We start from the raw sequence: 17,814 nt of genomic DNA, 5'->3' as shown, positions 1-17,814 counted from the left end.
ATCCGAGTTAGCTGAAGCCGTGCCCACGGAAAGCGAGTCCATTTCACTTGTGGAGCGTAGCGGGTAATAAAGTCTAACTACGTCGCAGTTTCGATCTACTGCGAATTTGAAAAAGAAAAGCTGATGCATTATTATCGCATCAGCTTAAAATTATGTCACTTCGATTACTATTGCTTTATCGAAGAAGTATAGATATTTTGCTTTGACTGGCTTTTTCCAAATTTCTTCTAATGCACGTGAATATAAATTCATTTGAACTTTATAGCGTTCAAGTAATACCTTTTCATCTACATCTCCTTGGATCTTATCTGTTTTATAATCAATTAATATCCAACCATCATCCAAAGGTATCAATAAATCCATTACACCCTGAATGAATATACGTTCCTTTTCTTCCTTATTCCAATCAGGATAAATCTCACTTGCATCTACAGTCAAACTAAACGGTACTTCACGATGCATCGCTGACGTCTCCGTCTCTACTACTTGCTTACCAATAGACGTTTGGAAAAAATTAAGAATAGCAGGTAAATTAATAACATCAGCTTGATCTTGTGTTAAGATTTCCCTTACGACCATTTTTTGTACCTCTTCAGCAAGTTCCGCTTCTTGCCACTGTTTTGTAAATGGAAAATGTTGCATTACCGTGTGCATTGCTGTTCCGACTTCTGCTGCACTCAACTTTTTTTCTTTTTGCATAAAAGCTGGTCGTCTCATAATTGGTGTTTGGAAAGTTTCAACTAGCTTGGTATCACTATAATCATCTTTTACTTCATGTTGTCTTTTAATTTCTGTTACCGTCTGTTTCGCACGATAACTTGCTGCTTGTTTGTGGGGATAAGTGAAATTCAAACGATCCCGCACTTTCACATCTAAATCTTCATCTGTAGTAGGAATCGTTTGCCAATTCTTGATTTTATCAATCAAATCCACTGAAGCCGTTTCTTTCTTTTCTACAATTGTTCGGTAAACATCGGCATTCTCTACTTGTATTTTCCACTTTGATTCATCGTTTTGAATTACAAGCGGAATTTTCTCACTCAATTCAGTATCACGTAAGACCGTAGCCTGTTGGTGTCTGATTAATGTTGAGGCTACCCAATCAAGATACGTGTTCGTTTCCAAACGATAATGTGCTGGCAAAACTAGTTCGCTATGTTCTGTTATTTCTTGCCACTTCGCTTGTTTTTTCTCAAAAGAAGCTATCGTTCCTATCATAACAAGTTTCTCTTTTGCACGTGTTAATGCAACATATAAAACACGCATTTCTTCAGCCCATAACTCTCGCTGCATTTGCTGTTTTAATGCATGATAAGCAAGTGTTGGATACATGATTCTCTTTTCAGGATCAATATATTTACTACCAAAACCTAGATCTTTGTGCAAAAGGTATTTCTGACGTAAATCTTGTTGATTAAATTGCTTATCCATTGCCCCTAAAATAACGACTGGAAACTCTAATCCCTTACTTTTATGGACCGTCATAATGCGTACGACGTCTTCTTGTTCACCTAATGCACGTGCTGCACCTAAATCATCTCCATTTTCTTCCATGCGATCAATAAAGCGTAAAAATCGGAATAACCCACGGAAGGATGTCGCTTCATACCCGCGTGCTCGATCATATAAGGCACGTAGGTTAGCCTGTCTTTGTCGTCCACCAGGTATGCCACCAACAAAATCATAATAACCTGTGTCACGATAAATCTGCCAAATCAATTCTGCTAAAGCACCTTGACGTGCTTGCAAACGCCAATCTTTTAACTGTGTCAAAAACAATTCAATTTGGGCTCTTTTCACGTCTGAAGTTGTCTGGTTAACAAACGTTTGTAATGCTTCATAATAACTTGTTCGTTTTTTAGATAACCGAATTTGGGCAAGATCTTCTTCATTAAGTCCAACAATTGGAGAGCGCAATACACTAGCTAGAGGGATATCTTGTTTTGGATTATCAATTACTTTTAATAGACTAAGCATAATCTTAATTTCAATTGCTTCTAAGTAACCCGTTGCTAGCTCCGCATAAACTGGAATCCCTTGTTGTTTAAGTTCTTCCATTATGGTAGATGCCCATGTCATTGACCGCATTAATATCACGATATCACGATATTCAATATTTCGTTTCGCTCCTGTTGCTTTATCAATTACTTGCATTGGTGGTGTGTCTTTATTTCCAATCCATCCCTGAATCCGTGTTGCATAAGCACGCGCTTCGATCTGTGCTTTTTCTAAGTCTTCTAAACTCTCTGCTTGTTCTTCGTTTGGATCTTCTTGTGTTTCACGATCAATAATTACAACTTCCGCATCTGCGTCCATTAGAGCAATATCATCATACATAAGGTTTGCATAAATTAAAGCTGCATCATCTTCATAGGCGATCTCGCCAACTTCTTCATCTATTAGCTGCCTGAAAATATAGTTTGTTGCTGACAGTACTTCTTTTCTACTCCTGAAATTTCGCGCTAAGTCAATTCGGTGTGCTGGATGGCTCTTTGCAGCAAATTGGTTGTACTTATTAATAAACAAAGATGGCTCCGCATGACGAAAACGATAAATACTTTGTTTCACATCCCCAACCATAAACATATTACCAGGATCTTTTTGCGTAACTAATGTTAATAACGTTTCTTGTACTAAGTTCGTATCTTGATATTCATCTACTAAGACTTCTGAGAATTTCGCTTGTAGCGCATGGGCTACTTCTGACGGTTTTGCTTCAACTTCCGTTGATTCCTCTGCTAATAAAATCGCTAGAGCATAATGTTCTAAGTCAGAAAAGTCGACGAGCGCCTTTTCTTTTTTTAAGATAGCATAATTTTGTTTAAATTCCTTTACAAGGATCACGAGTTGCTTCATCGTTGGATACAAGTGCTGCATATCGGTTAAATAACTAGAAAGTTCTCGCGAAAACCAGTCTGTGGCAAGGTCATTCCAGCGTTTTTTATATTTAGCTCGTATTTCTTTCACTTTTTCCTTTTTAGCTTCATCAAAATCCGCTTTCTTACGGGATAATGCGGTGAACTTTGAATTTTTAAATATTGCTTGGACCATGTCCCAGCCCATTTCCAATTGAGTACTCGCTTCTTGAATCATAGCCAAATCAGCATCAATTGCATCTGCATAATGGTAAGGGCCATCACTTTCTCTTGTTAACGCAAGAGCTGACTCCGCCTCTGAACGCATCGCAAAAAGCTGACTTTTTACATCTCTTTTTAAGATCTGTAACCAATTAATTTGACTCTCATCTGTATCTGGACTAACTTGGTACATTGCCGCAAGATTGTCTAACCACTGTTCTGGCCAAGGATTTTGCATTGCAAAATTATACAATTTTAAGACAAGCGCTTCTACTTCTAAGTCACTACGATCACTAGAGAAACGATCAATTACTTCAAAAAATGCATCCTGTTCAGCTGGCTCTTTGCCATACCACTCCTCAAACAAATCTTCTAATACCTCTTGACGCATCAAATCCCCTTCGACACTATCAGCAATTCGAAAACCTGGATCAATATCCAGTAAATAAGAATTGCGACGGATTAAATCCATACAAAAAGAGTGCAATGTTTGAATCGACGCTTGTTGTAGTAAAGATAATTGTTTTTTCAAATGGAACGATTCAGGGTTATCTTCTAATGCTTTCTCAAGTGCTTCTGCAACACGATTTCGCATTTCTTGTGCAGCAGCATTTGTAAACGTCACAACTAGTAGGGAATCTATATCAATAGGCTTATCCTGGTTCAACAATTTTTGAATAATACGCTCTACTAGAACTGCTGTTTTCCCTGATCCTGCCGCGGCTGCTACTAGCGTATCGCTACCATGTGTGTAAATGGCATCTTCTTGTTCCTTCGTCCATTGTGGCATTAGAATTCCCCCTTTGTGATGATTTTTTGTAATACTTCCTCTTCTTTATACGTTTGCAATCTTCTATAATTGTTCTCTGGTAACGTTGCATCGAATTGACAAACAGAGCGGAATGAGCAAAAGCTACATGCTGTTTGTTGCTTTTGTTGATACGGATTTAAATGAACACCACCATTTGTTATATCAACACCCGCTTCAGTCATTAATTGCCGAACATAGCCTTGTAGATGACTAAAGTTTTCATTGGATGTAATTTGGGAACCACTTCTAAACGTTCCATCCTTTTTCAATCCTGCTGGAATAACTGGACTCATACCTGTTTCTAAATCTGTGTCCATCAGTTGGACCACTTCTTCATCCTCGATTAACAAGCCTTGCATCTTAAACTTCTTGAATAAATTTTCCTCAAGTGATTGCTCATCTAATGCTTTTGTTTCTGATATGATTGGATTATGAACATGAAAATACAAAACCCCAGCTGGAGTAGCTTGAATTCCTAACCATTTTTCTGAATTCGCTAAAATAACATCCAAATATGCAAGCATTTGTAGGGATAAGCCATAATACACTTCTACCAAATTCAGCCCTTGAGCACTTGATTTATAATCAATGATTCGCAAATAAAGGGCATCTTTTATATTAGCGCGGTCCACGCGATCGATTCTTCCACGTAAAACGAGCTCATGTCCATTTGGTAAGTCTAATTGCAAGGGATCTAATTGACTTTCGGGTAATCCGAAGCCCATTTCCAATCCAATAGGAGAAAAGTTACTCTTTCTCGATTGTTCACTTAAGACATACGTTGCTCGTGAAATAATTCGCTCTAATTTTGTTTTCATATATTCGTAACGATTCGAACTTTGTAAAATTTGATGTTGTAAGATCGGAGCAAGTTGCTTCACAGCTCGCTGTGCATATTGATCTGCTTCTGATTGATAAACATCTACAAACCCACGACCTTCTTTTTGAATCCAATCGGTGATTTGCTTGAGCGCTTCGTGAAATAATTGACCGATATCAGGTGCATCTAATTTATATGTTCGTCTTTCTTCCAAACCTAAGCTATATTGAGCAAAGTGTTGGTAAGAACATCGATGATACATTTCCATCCGCGATACACTTGCTTTTATTTGTTTTGGATATAATGCTTCAACAGTTTCTTTTGATAAATTCGTTGTGCTATTTTGATAAAATAAACTTTTTAGAATCGTATTTGTTTTACTATGTTGATCATGGTTTATAACAAACCAATTAAACACACTCCACCAAATTGGATCAATTGGATAAGCACGTTGATACTTTGCCAATTGAGCTGTTAAAGCTGATCTCGTTTTTGTTGGTGTTGCAACAAATCGATCAGAATCGGTCATTTCCTCTGGATCAGGTAATAAAATACTTTCAGAATTTGCAGGAAATAAGTCATTTATTCGTTTGACCAAAGAAGATGGCATCTTGCCCTTTCCTTCCGCATCACTAAGTGGATAACTGATCCATAGCCTCTCTGTTGCTACAGTGAAAGCTAAATAAACATAAAACCAATCATCTAATAATTGTTGCTTTTCTCCATCCGCTAATTTTAATCCATGCTCTTCTAAAGCATTCCGATCCTCTTCTGATAACATTCCATCAATACTTGGCTTCATCGGCCACGTACCTTCATTGACCCCAAGTAAAAAGGCGGACTTAATTCCACTTACCCGTGACCGATCGATTGTTCCTATCACGACATGATCAATACTAGGTGGAACATGGGAAAATTTTAACGTTTCAAATCCCGTTTCTAAACTTTGTTGGAACAACTGTAAGGAAATCTTTTCATCCCCTGTAATCTCGACCATTTCATCAAGCAATTGCATAACAGCATCCCATACTTGTCCTTGCTCACGCGCTGCTTCAATCTGACCGTTTTCATCTAATTGATCGCGAATTTCTTCTAGTTGTTTGGTAATATCTAATGATTCTAGCCATGCAAACAAAATGATAGCCCTTTCTTCAATCGTCTTTGCTGCTCGTAAGCTATCATCTAATGGTTTCATTGTCTGGATAATTTGTTTGCGATAGTGGTTAATTTGTTGCTGCATTTGTCTTTCTTGATCTGTTTGTGTCGCATGATCAAACCCACGAAAACGTTGGAAAATCCAAGGCTTTTCGCCAAGCCACTGCTTTCTTCCACGTATACCATATTCCAACACATAGTTCTCTAATGTATCAACAGCATTCTCATCTAAGGGATCTTTTTGATTTTGGGCAGGAATTAACCCCGTCTTCAACAAACGAAAAACCGCATCATAACGCCAATTTCCGCTCACAACATCCAATGCAGAACGTATTAATTCAATCAATGGATGGTGAAGCATCGTTCGTTTCTCATCAATAAATGCGGGAATCTGATAATCTTGAAAAATCGTAGCAATCAAGTCATGATAGATCGCGGTTTCTCGAACTAATACAACCATATCTTGATAACGATAACCTTCTTCTCTGACTAATCGAAGAATTTCTTGTGCTGCTCCTTCTACTTCTGCTCGTGGATGTACAGCTTGGGCTATTTGAATCGGTACTTCAGCATGATAAGCAGGAGCAGGACGTTTATCGAAATATTTTTCTAAATGGGCAAAGTAAGGGGCTATCTCTCCTTCTTTTGGCTTGACTAATTCAACTTTTTTTGTGATTGCTAGATTATCTGCCAATTGGTTTAATGTTTGATATGTCTCTTTTGTTTGAGAAAATAAATCAAATTGGGAGACTGTTTCATCTGTAGCCTGATCCATTGTTAATGTTACTGTTACATCGTCACTTTTTTTCATAATTGCTTCTAAAACCAATTGCTCTTGTGGCGTGAATCGATGAAAACCGTCTATATATACAACAGCATCTTCTAAAAAAGTTGTTTCTGCTATTTTCTCTGCCAATAAAGCTAATTGGTCTTCACTATCAATATACTTTCCATATAATACGTTTGATAACTTATCATAAATATAATGTAAATCCTCTAATTTTTGTTTAAGTCCTATTTCATTTGGTTCGAGATGGTGAAAACGATCCATTTCGCTTATTTGCACAGATAGCATGTCTGGTGTAATACAATAGCGTTTAAACTCCGTAATCATTGTTTCCATTTGATCAATAAAACCCTGTTTCTCAATTGACTTCTGAAACATTTGCCAATCAGTTGTCCGTTCTTCTATAATTTTCCGAAGCATCATCTGTACACCAATCGAACTAATAAATTGCTTCGTCGCACCACCAGTTTCCTGGAGAACACGCCAAGCAAGTCTAGAAAAACTAAAAACTTGTGCACGAATGCTTCCACTAACTGCTTCATCCTGTATTAATGCATATTCTTGTTGAAATGTCATTTGATCTGGAACTAAATATATAATTGCTGGGCCCATCGGGTCACTTTTTAACTTGTTTTTTATTTCAGCTAAGCATTGATTGCTCTTTGAAGTTGTTGCATTCCCTAATAGAAATCGTATTCCCATAATTTCTTCTCTCCTATCATTGGATCGACTAAATCTATTTTAACATGTCTGCCCCAAAAAAAAGAGTGTGGACACCTATTTGTGTCCACACTTTAACCTAATCTGTAAAATGAAATCCTACTTGGGAAACAGGCCAATACCGAATATCAACTTTTCCCACAACTGTCTCTTGATCAATAAAACCAAAATAACGACTATCCAAGCTATTCCCTCTATTATCGCCTAGTACAAATAGTTTCCCTTCAGGTACCTGATTTTCACCTGTTACTTCTTCTAAAGTAAAATCTTTTGTTAATGTTCCTGTTACTCGATCACGAAATGCCTGCAAATAAGCTTCTTCGACATATTCTTCGTTAATATACAATTTATCATCTTTTACTCTAATTTGATCTCCCGGTTCTCCAATTACCCGTTTCACATAATCTTCTTTATCATTTGCATGAAACACAATAACATCAAAACGGGACACATCTGAAAAATCATATAATACTTGATTTACCATAATTAAATTACCATCATACAATGTTGGCTCCATTGATTTTCCATCTACTACATAACTTGCAAATAAATAAGAACGAAAAAACATAGCAAAGATTACTGCAATTAAAATTGTTCGCAACACAATCCAACGATTCCATTTTTTTCGTTTCATCTGGATTCCTCCAAGGTATTACTTATACTATTATACCCAGGAGGTAGGAAATTTAATCCTTTTTCATTCCTATTTAGCGCCCATTTTTCCTCTTCTATGTAGGAATCTTTCAATAAATTTACCAAGTAACCAAAATAACGAAATACTAATACCTACTACAATGGCTTTAACAGGATTTTGCGCAAAAGATGCGATACTGCTGCCTACATAAGCAATAGAAAAAATCATAACTGTTTTCCCTAACAACACAGCTAGGACAAATTGATACATACTGATTTTTGACAAGGCAGCTACTGTATTAATAATAGCCGACGGAGAAAAAGGAAAGCACATCAATAAAAATAATGGACCGAATCCGTGACGTTCTAACCAATGCGTAACACGTTTAACTTGTTTATTATGACGTATCCAAACAAAAAAGCGTTTATCGCCTAACCTACGGACAATAAAGAATACAGCTATTGCCCCAGCACTTGCACCAGCCCAAGAAAGTAAAAACCCTTCTAATAAACCATAAGCTGCTGCATTCGTTATAACAAATACTACCAATGGAAGGAAAGGAAGAAATGCCTCAATGAACGGTAAAAGTAAACCAGGTAAAGGCCCAAAACTTTCATACGTTTTCAATAGCTGTTTTAAAAGTGTATCGAATTGATTATCTTCAATTAATTCTTGCATAGAATTTATATTCAAATTTATTGTATTAAATAAAATCATCGTTGACGGACTCCTCTATTGAAACAGTTACTTATACTTAGTTTACACTTTCTATCTTAATGTAAAACACCGATTTTTCCTATTATTTCGTTTTTTACCAATAAAGTTTTAAACTATCCATTTGAATTTCAATTAAATTAGGTTATAATAAGAACAAACGTTCTATAAAGGAGGGCAAAGATGCGCTATTTACATGATTCAGAATATGCATTAGGATCCCGGTTTTTATTCTTATCCATGGCAATTGTCGTCATACAAAAGGATTTAGTACAGATTGAAAAGGAAAAAGGATTTAAGATAAAAGAACCTTATTTGGAATTGCTTCAAAGAATGGAAAAAAGAGCTGTAGCAGAAAGACAGCAACTACGTAAATATATGGTACAGAAAAAGTTACAAGTAATTGCTTTGGAAAAAACGGATACCTTCTCATCCTATTTATACCTTTGCCAAGGACGAGAAGAGAAGCGGAATTACTTTAATCCTACCATTCGGAAAAATGTAGAAAAAATAATTCGTGAGTTGATGGAAAGCGTCCATACACCTTCAAACCATACACTAACAAGCTAATAATTATCCCCGTTTCACTAAATAATGAAGGAACCCATCATTAAATGAGTTCCTTCATTGTTTACATTTTAAATTAATCCTCTTTTCGCAAATATTGTTGCTTTTCAATATTCGAAATTGAGAGAAACTGTGACATAGATTCCTTACCCGCTCCACAATTGAAATGGGATCGCTTTCCGTGGGCACGACTTCAGCTAACTCGGATAAGCAAAAACCGCTTTCCGAGTGGATCTTCAGCCTGTGGGATTGCGATTACTCATCCCATCGAAAACATTTGCTGTTCCCACTGGAGTCTCACCCATTTCAATTGCTCCGCTGGATAGGTGTTAAAAGTGATATATTGTCTACTGGTCAAAATTTTTATTGTGCTTATGACAGTTGTTCACGTTATGCTGATTGATTGTAGCGTAGGACAGTCGACTCCTGCGGGAAAAGCAACAGCTGAAAATCCCGCAGGAAGCGCACTTTGCTTCCGAGGAAGTTGAAGCGTTGGGTCTGCGATTACTCGACCCATCGAAAAGACTTGCCCGCGGAAAGCGACTGACTGAAGCAAAAATCAACATGGCGGTTGTCTCGTAATTAAACTCATACGCAAGAAACATAAACAACTATCTTGATCAATCTGAATTAAGTAAGGACGAAAAAGTCATCATCTTTTCTTTTGTCTGGTCGTGGTGGAGTTGGGTTTATTCTTTTTTCTAGTAGGTAGCGGAATTGTGCTGTTCGTTGTAGTTGATTAATCATCGAGCCATAAGAAACTTCTAAGATGAGAGTCATACCATTCTTAAAAATAAATTCTGTCCCCCGATCTGGAGCTTTACGTATGCGGTCAATATGTGTGTGTGAAATCCATGAGCAATAAGGATTCTGAGGTGAAGAAGTAGGGAAAAAGTACATACCACTTGAAGGATCAATCGATATTGGTACTTTATGTTTAATTCCACAAACAGTACGTGCTCCTTCCTGCCTTCCTTTCAAACTACTACCAAAGTATTTACAAGCAGCATCAATTAACTTACAAGGTGATCCCTTAATATAATAGGGAGCATCCTCACTAATTTCTAACACTCTAGAAACATAAATACCATTCAATTTCTCTGCAATAATAGCTATAGTTACCGGATTAATTTCATAATCCTTCTCCATATTCATCCACTCCTTTATTCAATTTTGTTTAAGAATAATCTCAATTATTCAAAAACATAAATAGAATATACTACCAAAATGTAAATTTGTGTACTAAAATAGCCATTTGTACCTAAATTTGTCACATTTGTGTATCCAAAGCCTTCTTTTGTTATACTGAACATATAAATTATTAAGAGGAAGGAGTGAATTTATGTGGCATCTATTCAAAAAAAAACAGGCACAGGAACCTAAGAAAAAAAGACATTATCCAATCATAGATATTTCATTAGCAGAACTAAAACATGCCATCCATGAATATGGAATGGCTCTTCCAAAAGAAATTCCTTTAAGTATTTTAATAAATGATGACTTAAGCATTGATTACGAATTACTTGCTCCCGTTTTAAATGGTATACCTAGCAGAACCTACTACATGTCAATCGAAACATATCAATTATTTGAAGAACAAGATCAACAGTTAGCTGAGTACTTTGATAACGTCCAACGTGCAGTTGATGCGTACATCCAGCAAACAAACGAGCTACCTATTATTCATGGTGACCCTTATCATAAAGTAAGTTATCATAAATTAGAAAAACTACACCTATTGAATTATCGTCCTCATGAAGAATTCTATATAACCGATGAAGAAAACCTCATTACGAATATACGACCAAATTAACCAACAAAAAGGGAATATCCACTTTGAAACTTGGATATCCCCTAAACAGATACTACCTATTCTAATTCACGTTCTTTCATGACACGTTCGATATTATCAATCCGTTCCTGCATCGGAGGATGACTATAGCGCATCCACTTCACCCAAAAAGCTGGATTGATATCACTTTTAGATTGGATAGACATACGAACAAACCCTTCAATAGCCGGTTCCAAGTCTTCGGTGTGTGCAACAGCATAGGCATCTGCTTGTTCCTCCATTTGCCGCGAAACAAACAATGTCAATGGCTGGCTAATCGTTAAGAAGAACATGGTTATAAAAAGAAGAACTGGTATTGCTCGAATATCAAATAGTTCCATTTGCCGAAATTTCCGGTACATAATACGACGATAAAAATAAGCAATTAATAAAATTAAAACAAGCGCAAACACCAAATAACCTATAACACCATAATAAACATGGTGCATAACATAATGACCAATTTCGTGTGCTAAGATAAACAAAATCTCCGACTGATTCATACCTTCTAATGTTGTATCCCATAATACTATACGAGCATTTCCAAAGATACCTGTTACATAAGCATTAAAGGTTGTTACCTTTTCACTCATATTCACTTGCAACAATGTCGCATCCTGTAAACCAGCATCTGTTGTTAATGCTTCAATTGCCTGACGTAATTCTCCTTCTGCTAGCGGAGTGAAATTCTCATATAACGGATCAATCCATACCGGTTGAATATACACAACAAAGACAGCCACAGGAATCGTCATAAGCCACAGAATAACAGGCCAACTTTTTTTTCGTTTTTTAACCAACCACTGAAATGCTAATAAAAGTAAAGTTAAACCTATCCATAAAAAGAATAAATCAAGCGTTAACTCCCAAATCCAATCTACTAGTGATTGATTACTTGTTCCGACAGCATGTGTTACATAAAACCAAACGAGATCGAATGGTAATTGAATGAATTGATAAATGAATAAGAGGAACAATCCAACGAAACCAGTTTCTATGAAGTGATTACGCCACTGAAATACTCCCTGCCACTTACGAATCCATTCATATGTAATAACACCATATAATAGGATGAAAATTAGTGGTAACTTACCAAAGAATATCGCATGGGCAATTGCTGCATACTTAGTTTCACTAAGTATCTGTAGTGGATACAAAAAAAGAAAATAACCAAACACAACAACAAGATAGACGAAGTAAGACAAGAGTATTTTTTTCACATTTTACCGCTCCAATTTATTCGATATAAAAACTATCCCTATCATTTGTTAAATAAGATAAGGATAGTTTTCCATTTACTAAATTTAATAAATTAAATCAATTAATTGTTCTCTTGTTATTTTACCAAGATAGTGTGGAACATCTATGTCGTCTAGTGCTTCTTCTAGCGCTTGACGCTGATAGCGTGTGTCGACCAATTGTTCTGCAATAATATTCACATCACCAATACCAAAGAAATCGCCATAAATCTTACAATCTTTAATGATACCTTTTGATACGTCCATCCGAACATCAACTAAACCTGCATCAAACTTATGCGACTTTTGAATGTCGAATTTAGGGGATTTACCAAAATTCCAATCCCATTGCTGATAACGGTCCTCTGAAAGCTGATGAATGTTTTTCCAATCTTCTTCTGTTAACTGGTAGCGTGGAACATCCTCAACATTTTCTGTATCAAAAATGTATTTTAGGATATATGATTTAAACGCATCCATTGGTAATTTTTCTTCCATGTATTCAGAAATATTTGCAACTCTACTGCGGATTGACTTTATACCTTTTGATTTAATTTTTTCTGCATTTACGTTTAAAGCTGACACCACATGTTCAATTTCAGAATCATACATCAATGTACCGTGACTAAACATGCGACCACGTGTAGTAAATTGTGCATTACCAGATATTTTACGTCCTTCAGCAATCAGATCATTACGACCACTCAACTCTGCCGGAACACCCAACTTCTGTAACGCATCAACAACAGGTTTCGTGAACTTCGCAAAGTTATGGAAGCTATCGCCATCATCTTTTGTGATAAAACTGAAATTCAAATTTCCTTCATCATGGTAAACTGCGCCACCACCAGATAATCTTCGAACTACTTTAATGCCCTTTTCATCAACATACTTTGTGTTAATTTCTTCAATCGTATTTTGGTTTTTTCCAATAATAATCGATGGCTTATTAATGTAAAACAATAAATATGTATCCTCTTCACCGAAATTATTTAATATATATTCTTCAATTGCTAAGTTAATGTGTGGATCTGTTACACCTTCATTATCAATAAATTTCATGTGAACAACCTCCTTTTTTCTAATTACTAGTGTAAAATATTCCTGATAAAAAGGCAATTTTACAATCTATACGTCCCAGATATAACTGGAACGCGCTAACGCGATAATTCCCGAATACTTTTGCTTTGCCTCTTTAACTAAGTCCGTTCGATCACCAAAGTGTGGATGATGGCTTAATAATAATTGACGTACGCCAGCCGCTTCTGCGATTGTGGCACACTCTAAACTGTTCATATGACCCGCTTTTGATCCATCCTGTCCTTGATAGAAACTACAATCCGCAATAAGCAGATTCGCGTTCTTGCTAAATGAAATGAATTGTCGCATATAACTGGAATCCGCAGTATAGACAATAACCTTGTCCCCATCGGTAATCCGCATTGCGTAACAAGTAACTGGATGCTCAGTTTTCAAAAATGTAATCGTAAATGGTCCAACCTGTAACGTTCTTTCCGGATCATAACCAATTCCTTCGGTAAAATGATGCGTAAGTTTTTCAAAAGCAGTCTTGTCATCCGTGTGACCATAGATCGGTAAAATGTCACTTGTATTATGAATTTGATTTTGGACAAGCCAATTGTACTGCAGGACTCCTATATCTGCAATATGATCGTTATGATAATGAGATAAGATAACCGCATCTAGTTCCATCGGGTCCGTATACTTTGGTAATTGAGCTAATACACCACTCCCACAGTCAATTAAACAGCTAAAATCATCTTTTTCTAACAAAAAGCTAGACGTGGCCTCTCCTATTTCCGGATATGCACCCCAAAAACCAACAACCGTTACTTTCATTTCGTCACCTCTACTAAACTTTATTCGGTAAAAATAGTGTAACATAATTCCATTAATTACTTAATAAAGTAAAACTTCAGCTAAAATGATCACAAGCCAAAAAAACACCCTTTAAGTAGAGTTTTCATCTCTATCTTAAAGGGTGCAGCATCAAATTTTAAAACAGCTTATTTTTGTAAAAATTCCAAGATATCTGCGACTGCTCGTTCCCCTTGATCAATACAATCAGGAATACCAATTCCTTGATAACCACTGCCAGCTAACAAGACACCAGGTAACTCTTTTTCCATTTGAACTCTTAGATCGTTAAGTCGATCAAGATGCCCAACTGTATACTGCGGCATTGCATCTCGCCAACGTGTCACAACATGAAAATCAGGTTTTCCTGATATTCCCATGATTTTTTTCAAATCTTTTAAAGCAATTTCTGCAATTTCTGCATCACTTAAATCAACAACACCTTCATCACCTGGGCGACCAACATAACATCTTAACATTGCTTTTCCCTCAGGTGTTGTGTTCGGCCACTTTTTATGTGTCCACGTACACGCGGTAATACGATAATTACTATTACGTGATACGACAAATCCTGTGCCATCTAAATTACTAGGAATCGAATCTACATCAAAAGTTAATACAACATTAGCAACTGAGGTAGCTTTTGTTTCACCAAAAACCTGCCAAAAGTCATATTGACTGAAAATACGTTTCACAACTGGAAATGCGGTTGTAAGAATCAGACTATCCGCTTTATTTACTTCCCCATTATCTAATAACAAGTGATAGTCTTCTGTTTTTTTCTCAATATGATCAACCGATGTTGCCTTATGTATAGAGACAATAGCCGGATCCAATTCCTTTTCAATTACGTCAATAAAAGACTGCAACCCACCCCGCAGTGAATAAAACTTACTCGTCTTATTGACTGGTCTATCCTTTTTCTTCGGTAATGTCTCACGCGAGCCTTTTATTAAACTACGATGTTTTTGCTCCATCTGATAGAATTGAGGGAAAGTAGCCATTAAACTAAGTTGATCAATGTTTCCAGCATAAATTCCAGATAAGAGCGGTTCAATTAAATTCTCTAATAGCTCATTACCGAAACGTCTCCGAAAGAATTCTCCAACTGATTGATCTGACTGGATCGTGCTTTTAGGTAATACGAAATCAGATAACATTCGAACCTTACCCTTTAAAGAAAACATATTTGATAGTAAAAATGGTGCCAATTGCGTAGGGATTCCCATAAACGAACCTTTTGGCATTTCATGAAGTTTATCTCCAACTAAAACATAAGCTTTACCAGTTCCATTTTTAACCAGATCATGATCAATTCCAACTTCATGTGCCAAACGTGCTGCAGATTCCTTACGAATCAAGAAAGAATCTGGGCCTCGTTCAATGGTAAAACCATCTTGTTTAATAGTCTCCATTTTTCCACCTAGCTTGTCAGAAGACTCTATTAAATCTATCTTATATGGTAAATTATTTGTTTTAATCTCTTTTTGCAAATAATAGGCAGCGGTTAAACCTGTTATTCCGCCACCAATAATTGCAATTTTTTTCTGTTTACTCATGCCTTATCCGTACTTTTGTATTTATTCACAACAACCTTTGCTAATGTTTCAATAAACTGTTCAGAAACATTAGGCATTGGTGGTCGATAATAACCTGCTCCAAGTTCATCACAAACTACTTTACATTCATAATCATTGTCATAACGTACTTCTAAGTGATCGACAATAAAACCAACTGGTGCATACACAAATGTACGGTAGCCTTTTTCATGATATAACGTTCTTGTTAGGTCTTGTACATCTGGTCCCAACCATGGATCAGGTGTATTCCCTTCACTCTGCCATCCAATTTCATAATTCTCAATTCCGGTAGCCTCTGAAATCAATTTTGCAGTAGTTTTTAATTGTTCTGGATACGGGTCACCGTCTTTTAAAATCTTCTCTGGTAAGCTGTGGGCAGATATAACAAGAACTGCTTTGTCTTTTTCATCTGTAGACATTTTCGCATACTCACCTAAAATTGCTTTCTTCCAATAGTCAATAAAACCAGGTGCGTCATACCAACTTTCTACAGAATTGATAACAGGTTTACCCAATTTTTCAGCTTCTGCTTGGGCACGTCCATTATAAGCCTTGACACTAAATGTTGAATAATGAGGCGCAAGTACAAGTGATACTGCTTCTTCAATTCCGTCATCAACCATTTGTTGAACCGCTTCTTCAATAGACGGTTCAATATGTTTTAAACCTAAGTATGGAACGAATTCAACTTCACTTTGTGTTTCATTCGCTTTTTTTGTAATTGCCTCTTTTTGTAGTTCTGTCATTTCTGCAAGTGGTGAAATACCACCAATCGCACGATAACGATCCGTTAAGTCTTGTAACATTTCTGGAGTTGGTTTACGTCCATGTCTGATGTCTGTGTAATACCTTTCTATATCTGCCTCTTCGTATGGTGTACCATACGCCATGATTAGTAATCCTACCTTTTTCTTTGTCAATTTAAAGCACCCTTTCTATTTCTTTGAATACTGATGAACTAAATCTGTTACTTTTTTCAATGTAGCAGGGGATATTTCAGGTGTAACACCATGCCCTAGATTAAATATATGTGCAGGCATTTCTCTTCCTTGATCAATAATTTCTTTTGTTCGAGCTTCAATTGTTTTCCAATCTGATAATAAGAATGCAGGGTCTAGATTACCTTGTAATGGCTTAGTAATACCAAGATCTCTTGCCTCTTTAATTGAGATTCTCCAATCAATTCCAATGACATCAACCGGAAGATCATTCCATTCCATGATTAAATGACTTGCTCCAACCCCAAACAATATAAGAGGAACATTTTCTTCTTTGAGTGTAGTAAAAATACGCTCCATTATCGGCTTAATGTAATAGCGATAATCGGTTACAGACAGTGAACCAACCCATGAATCAAAAATTTGTATGGCTTGTGCTCCTGCTTTGATTTGTGCTCTTACATAGGTGATTGTCATATCTGCTAGTTTGTCCATCAAAGCAAACCATGTAGCAGGATCGCGATACATCATTGCTTTTGTTTGATGATAATTTTTTGATGGACCGCCTTCAATCATGTAGCTAGCTAAAGTGAATGGCGCTCCACTAAAACCGATCAACGGAACATCTAATTGTTCTTTTGTTAGCAACCGAATAGTATCCAATACATATGGAACATCTGATTCAGGATTAATTACACCTAATTTCTCGACATCAGCTAACGATTTAATCGTATTATCAATTACTGGTCCAATCCCCGATTTAATCTCAACATCCACACCTATAGCTGGCAAAGGTGACATAATATCTTTATACAATATTGCAGCATCAACACCGTACTGTTCTACTGGCAAACGTGTAACATAAGCGCATAGCTCTGGTTGATGTGTAATCTCAAACAAAGAATACTTTTCCTTTAACTTACGATATTCTGGTTGAGATCTTCCTGCCTGCCGCATAAACCATGCAGGTGTATAATCTGTTTTTTCTCCCCTAAACGCTTTTAAAATCGTCTCATTCTTTTCTCTCACTACACTTTCACCCTTTACATCACAATAATTCTTGT

Annotated in this window: 13 protein-coding genes; 2 read left to right on the top strand and 11 right to left on the bottom strand. The window is 36.5% G+C overall.

The window, feature by feature from the left end; genetic code table 11:
* Positions 1-150: 150 nt before the first annotated feature.
* The 4 genes from addA to DM447_RS04650 form a co-directional block, all read right to left on the bottom strand.
* Positions 151-3,867: a helicase-exonuclease AddAB subunit AddA gene (gene addA, locus DM447_RS04665; protein WP_112180114.1), complete on the bottom strand. Its 3,717-nt coding sequence runs from the start codon at positions 3,865-3,867 to the stop codon at positions 151-153.
* On the bottom strand, positions 3,867-7,352 hold the full coding sequence (gene addB, locus DM447_RS04660; RefSeq protein WP_112180113.1) for a helicase-exonuclease AddAB subunit AddB: 3,486 nt from the start codon (positions 7,350-7,352) through the stop codon (positions 3,867-3,869). Before addB ends, addA begins: the two co-directional genes overlap by 1 nt.
* Positions 7,353-7,449: 97 nt before the next feature.
* A complete protein-coding gene (gene lepB / locus DM447_RS04655; protein WP_112180112.1) occupies positions 7,450-8,004 on the bottom strand; it encodes a signal peptidase I in 555 nt (184 codons plus the stop codon).
* 69 nt (positions 8,005-8,073) lie between these two features.
* Positions 8,074-8,682: a TVP38/TMEM64 family protein gene (locus DM447_RS04650; RefSeq protein ID WP_369974650.1), complete on the bottom strand. Its 609-nt coding sequence runs from the start codon at positions 8,680-8,682 to the stop codon at positions 8,074-8,076.
* 219 nt (positions 8,683-8,901) lie between these two features.
* On the opposite strand from DM447_RS04650, the gene DM447_RS04645 reads away from it, so the two are divergent.
* Positions 8,902-9,288, top strand: coding sequence for a YhjD family protein (locus DM447_RS04645; RefSeq protein ID WP_112180110.1), 387 nt, complete (start codon positions 8,902-8,904; stop codon positions 9,286-9,288).
* Between the two features lie 627 nt (positions 9,289-9,915).
* Here the strand turns inward: DM447_RS04645 and DM447_RS04640 are convergent.
* Complete coding sequence (locus tag DM447_RS04640) at positions 9,916-10,434, bottom strand: competence protein ComK (protein ID WP_112180109.1); 519 nt, start codon at positions 10,432-10,434, stop codon at positions 9,916-9,918.
* Positions 10,435-10,627: 193 nt separating this feature from the next.
* Here DM447_RS04640 and DM447_RS04635 point away from each other — a divergent pair, with 193 nt between their 5' ends.
* The gene (locus DM447_RS04635; protein ID WP_112180108.1) at positions 10,628-11,098 is read left to right on the top strand and encodes a DUF3939 domain-containing protein; all 471 of its coding nucleotides are present in this window, start codon (positions 10,628-10,630) and stop codon (positions 11,096-11,098) included.
* 56 nt (positions 11,099-11,154) lie between these two features.
* Here DM447_RS04635 and DM447_RS04630 read toward each other — a convergent pair whose 3' ends face one another.
* The 6 genes from DM447_RS04630 to hemE form a co-directional block, all read right to left on the bottom strand.
* Positions 11,155-12,336, bottom strand: coding sequence for a M48 family metallopeptidase (locus DM447_RS04630; protein ID WP_112180107.1), 1,182 nt, complete (start codon positions 12,334-12,336; stop codon positions 11,155-11,157).
* Positions 12,337-12,420: 84 nt separating this feature from the next.
* Positions 12,421-13,416, bottom strand: coding sequence for a lipoate--protein ligase (locus DM447_RS04625; protein ID WP_112180106.1), 996 nt, complete (start codon positions 13,414-13,416; stop codon positions 12,421-12,423).
* Positions 13,417-13,482: 66 nt separating this feature from the next.
* On the bottom strand, positions 13,483-14,214 hold the full coding sequence (locus DM447_RS04620; protein ID WP_112180105.1) for an MBL fold metallo-hydrolase: 732 nt from the start codon (positions 14,212-14,214) through the stop codon (positions 13,483-13,485).
* Positions 14,215-14,381: 167 nt separating this feature from the next.
* Entirely contained in the window at positions 14,382-15,791 is a 1,410-nt protein-coding gene (gene hemY, locus DM447_RS04615) for a protoporphyrinogen oxidase (RefSeq protein ID WP_112180104.1), read from the bottom strand.
* Entirely contained in the window at positions 15,788-16,732 is a 945-nt protein-coding gene (hemH, locus tag DM447_RS04610; protein ID WP_112180103.1) for a ferrochelatase, read from the bottom strand. Before hemH ends, hemY begins: the two co-directional genes overlap by 4 nt.
* A 15-nt stretch (positions 16,733-16,747) precedes the next feature.
* Complete coding sequence (gene hemE, locus DM447_RS04605; RefSeq protein WP_112180102.1) at positions 16,748-17,779, bottom strand: uroporphyrinogen decarboxylase; 1,032 nt, start codon at positions 17,777-17,779, stop codon at positions 16,748-16,750.
* Positions 17,780-17,814: the final 35 nt, after the last annotated feature.

Origin of the sequence: Paraliobacillus zengyii, assembly GCF_003268595.1 — a bacterium.
Taxonomy (GTDB): domain Bacteria; phylum Bacillota; class Bacilli; order Bacillales; family Amphibacillaceae; genus Paraliobacillus_A; species Paraliobacillus_A zengyii.
Note: the sequence above shows the minus strand (reverse complement) of the source record. Positions and strands in the feature narration are given on the sequence as shown.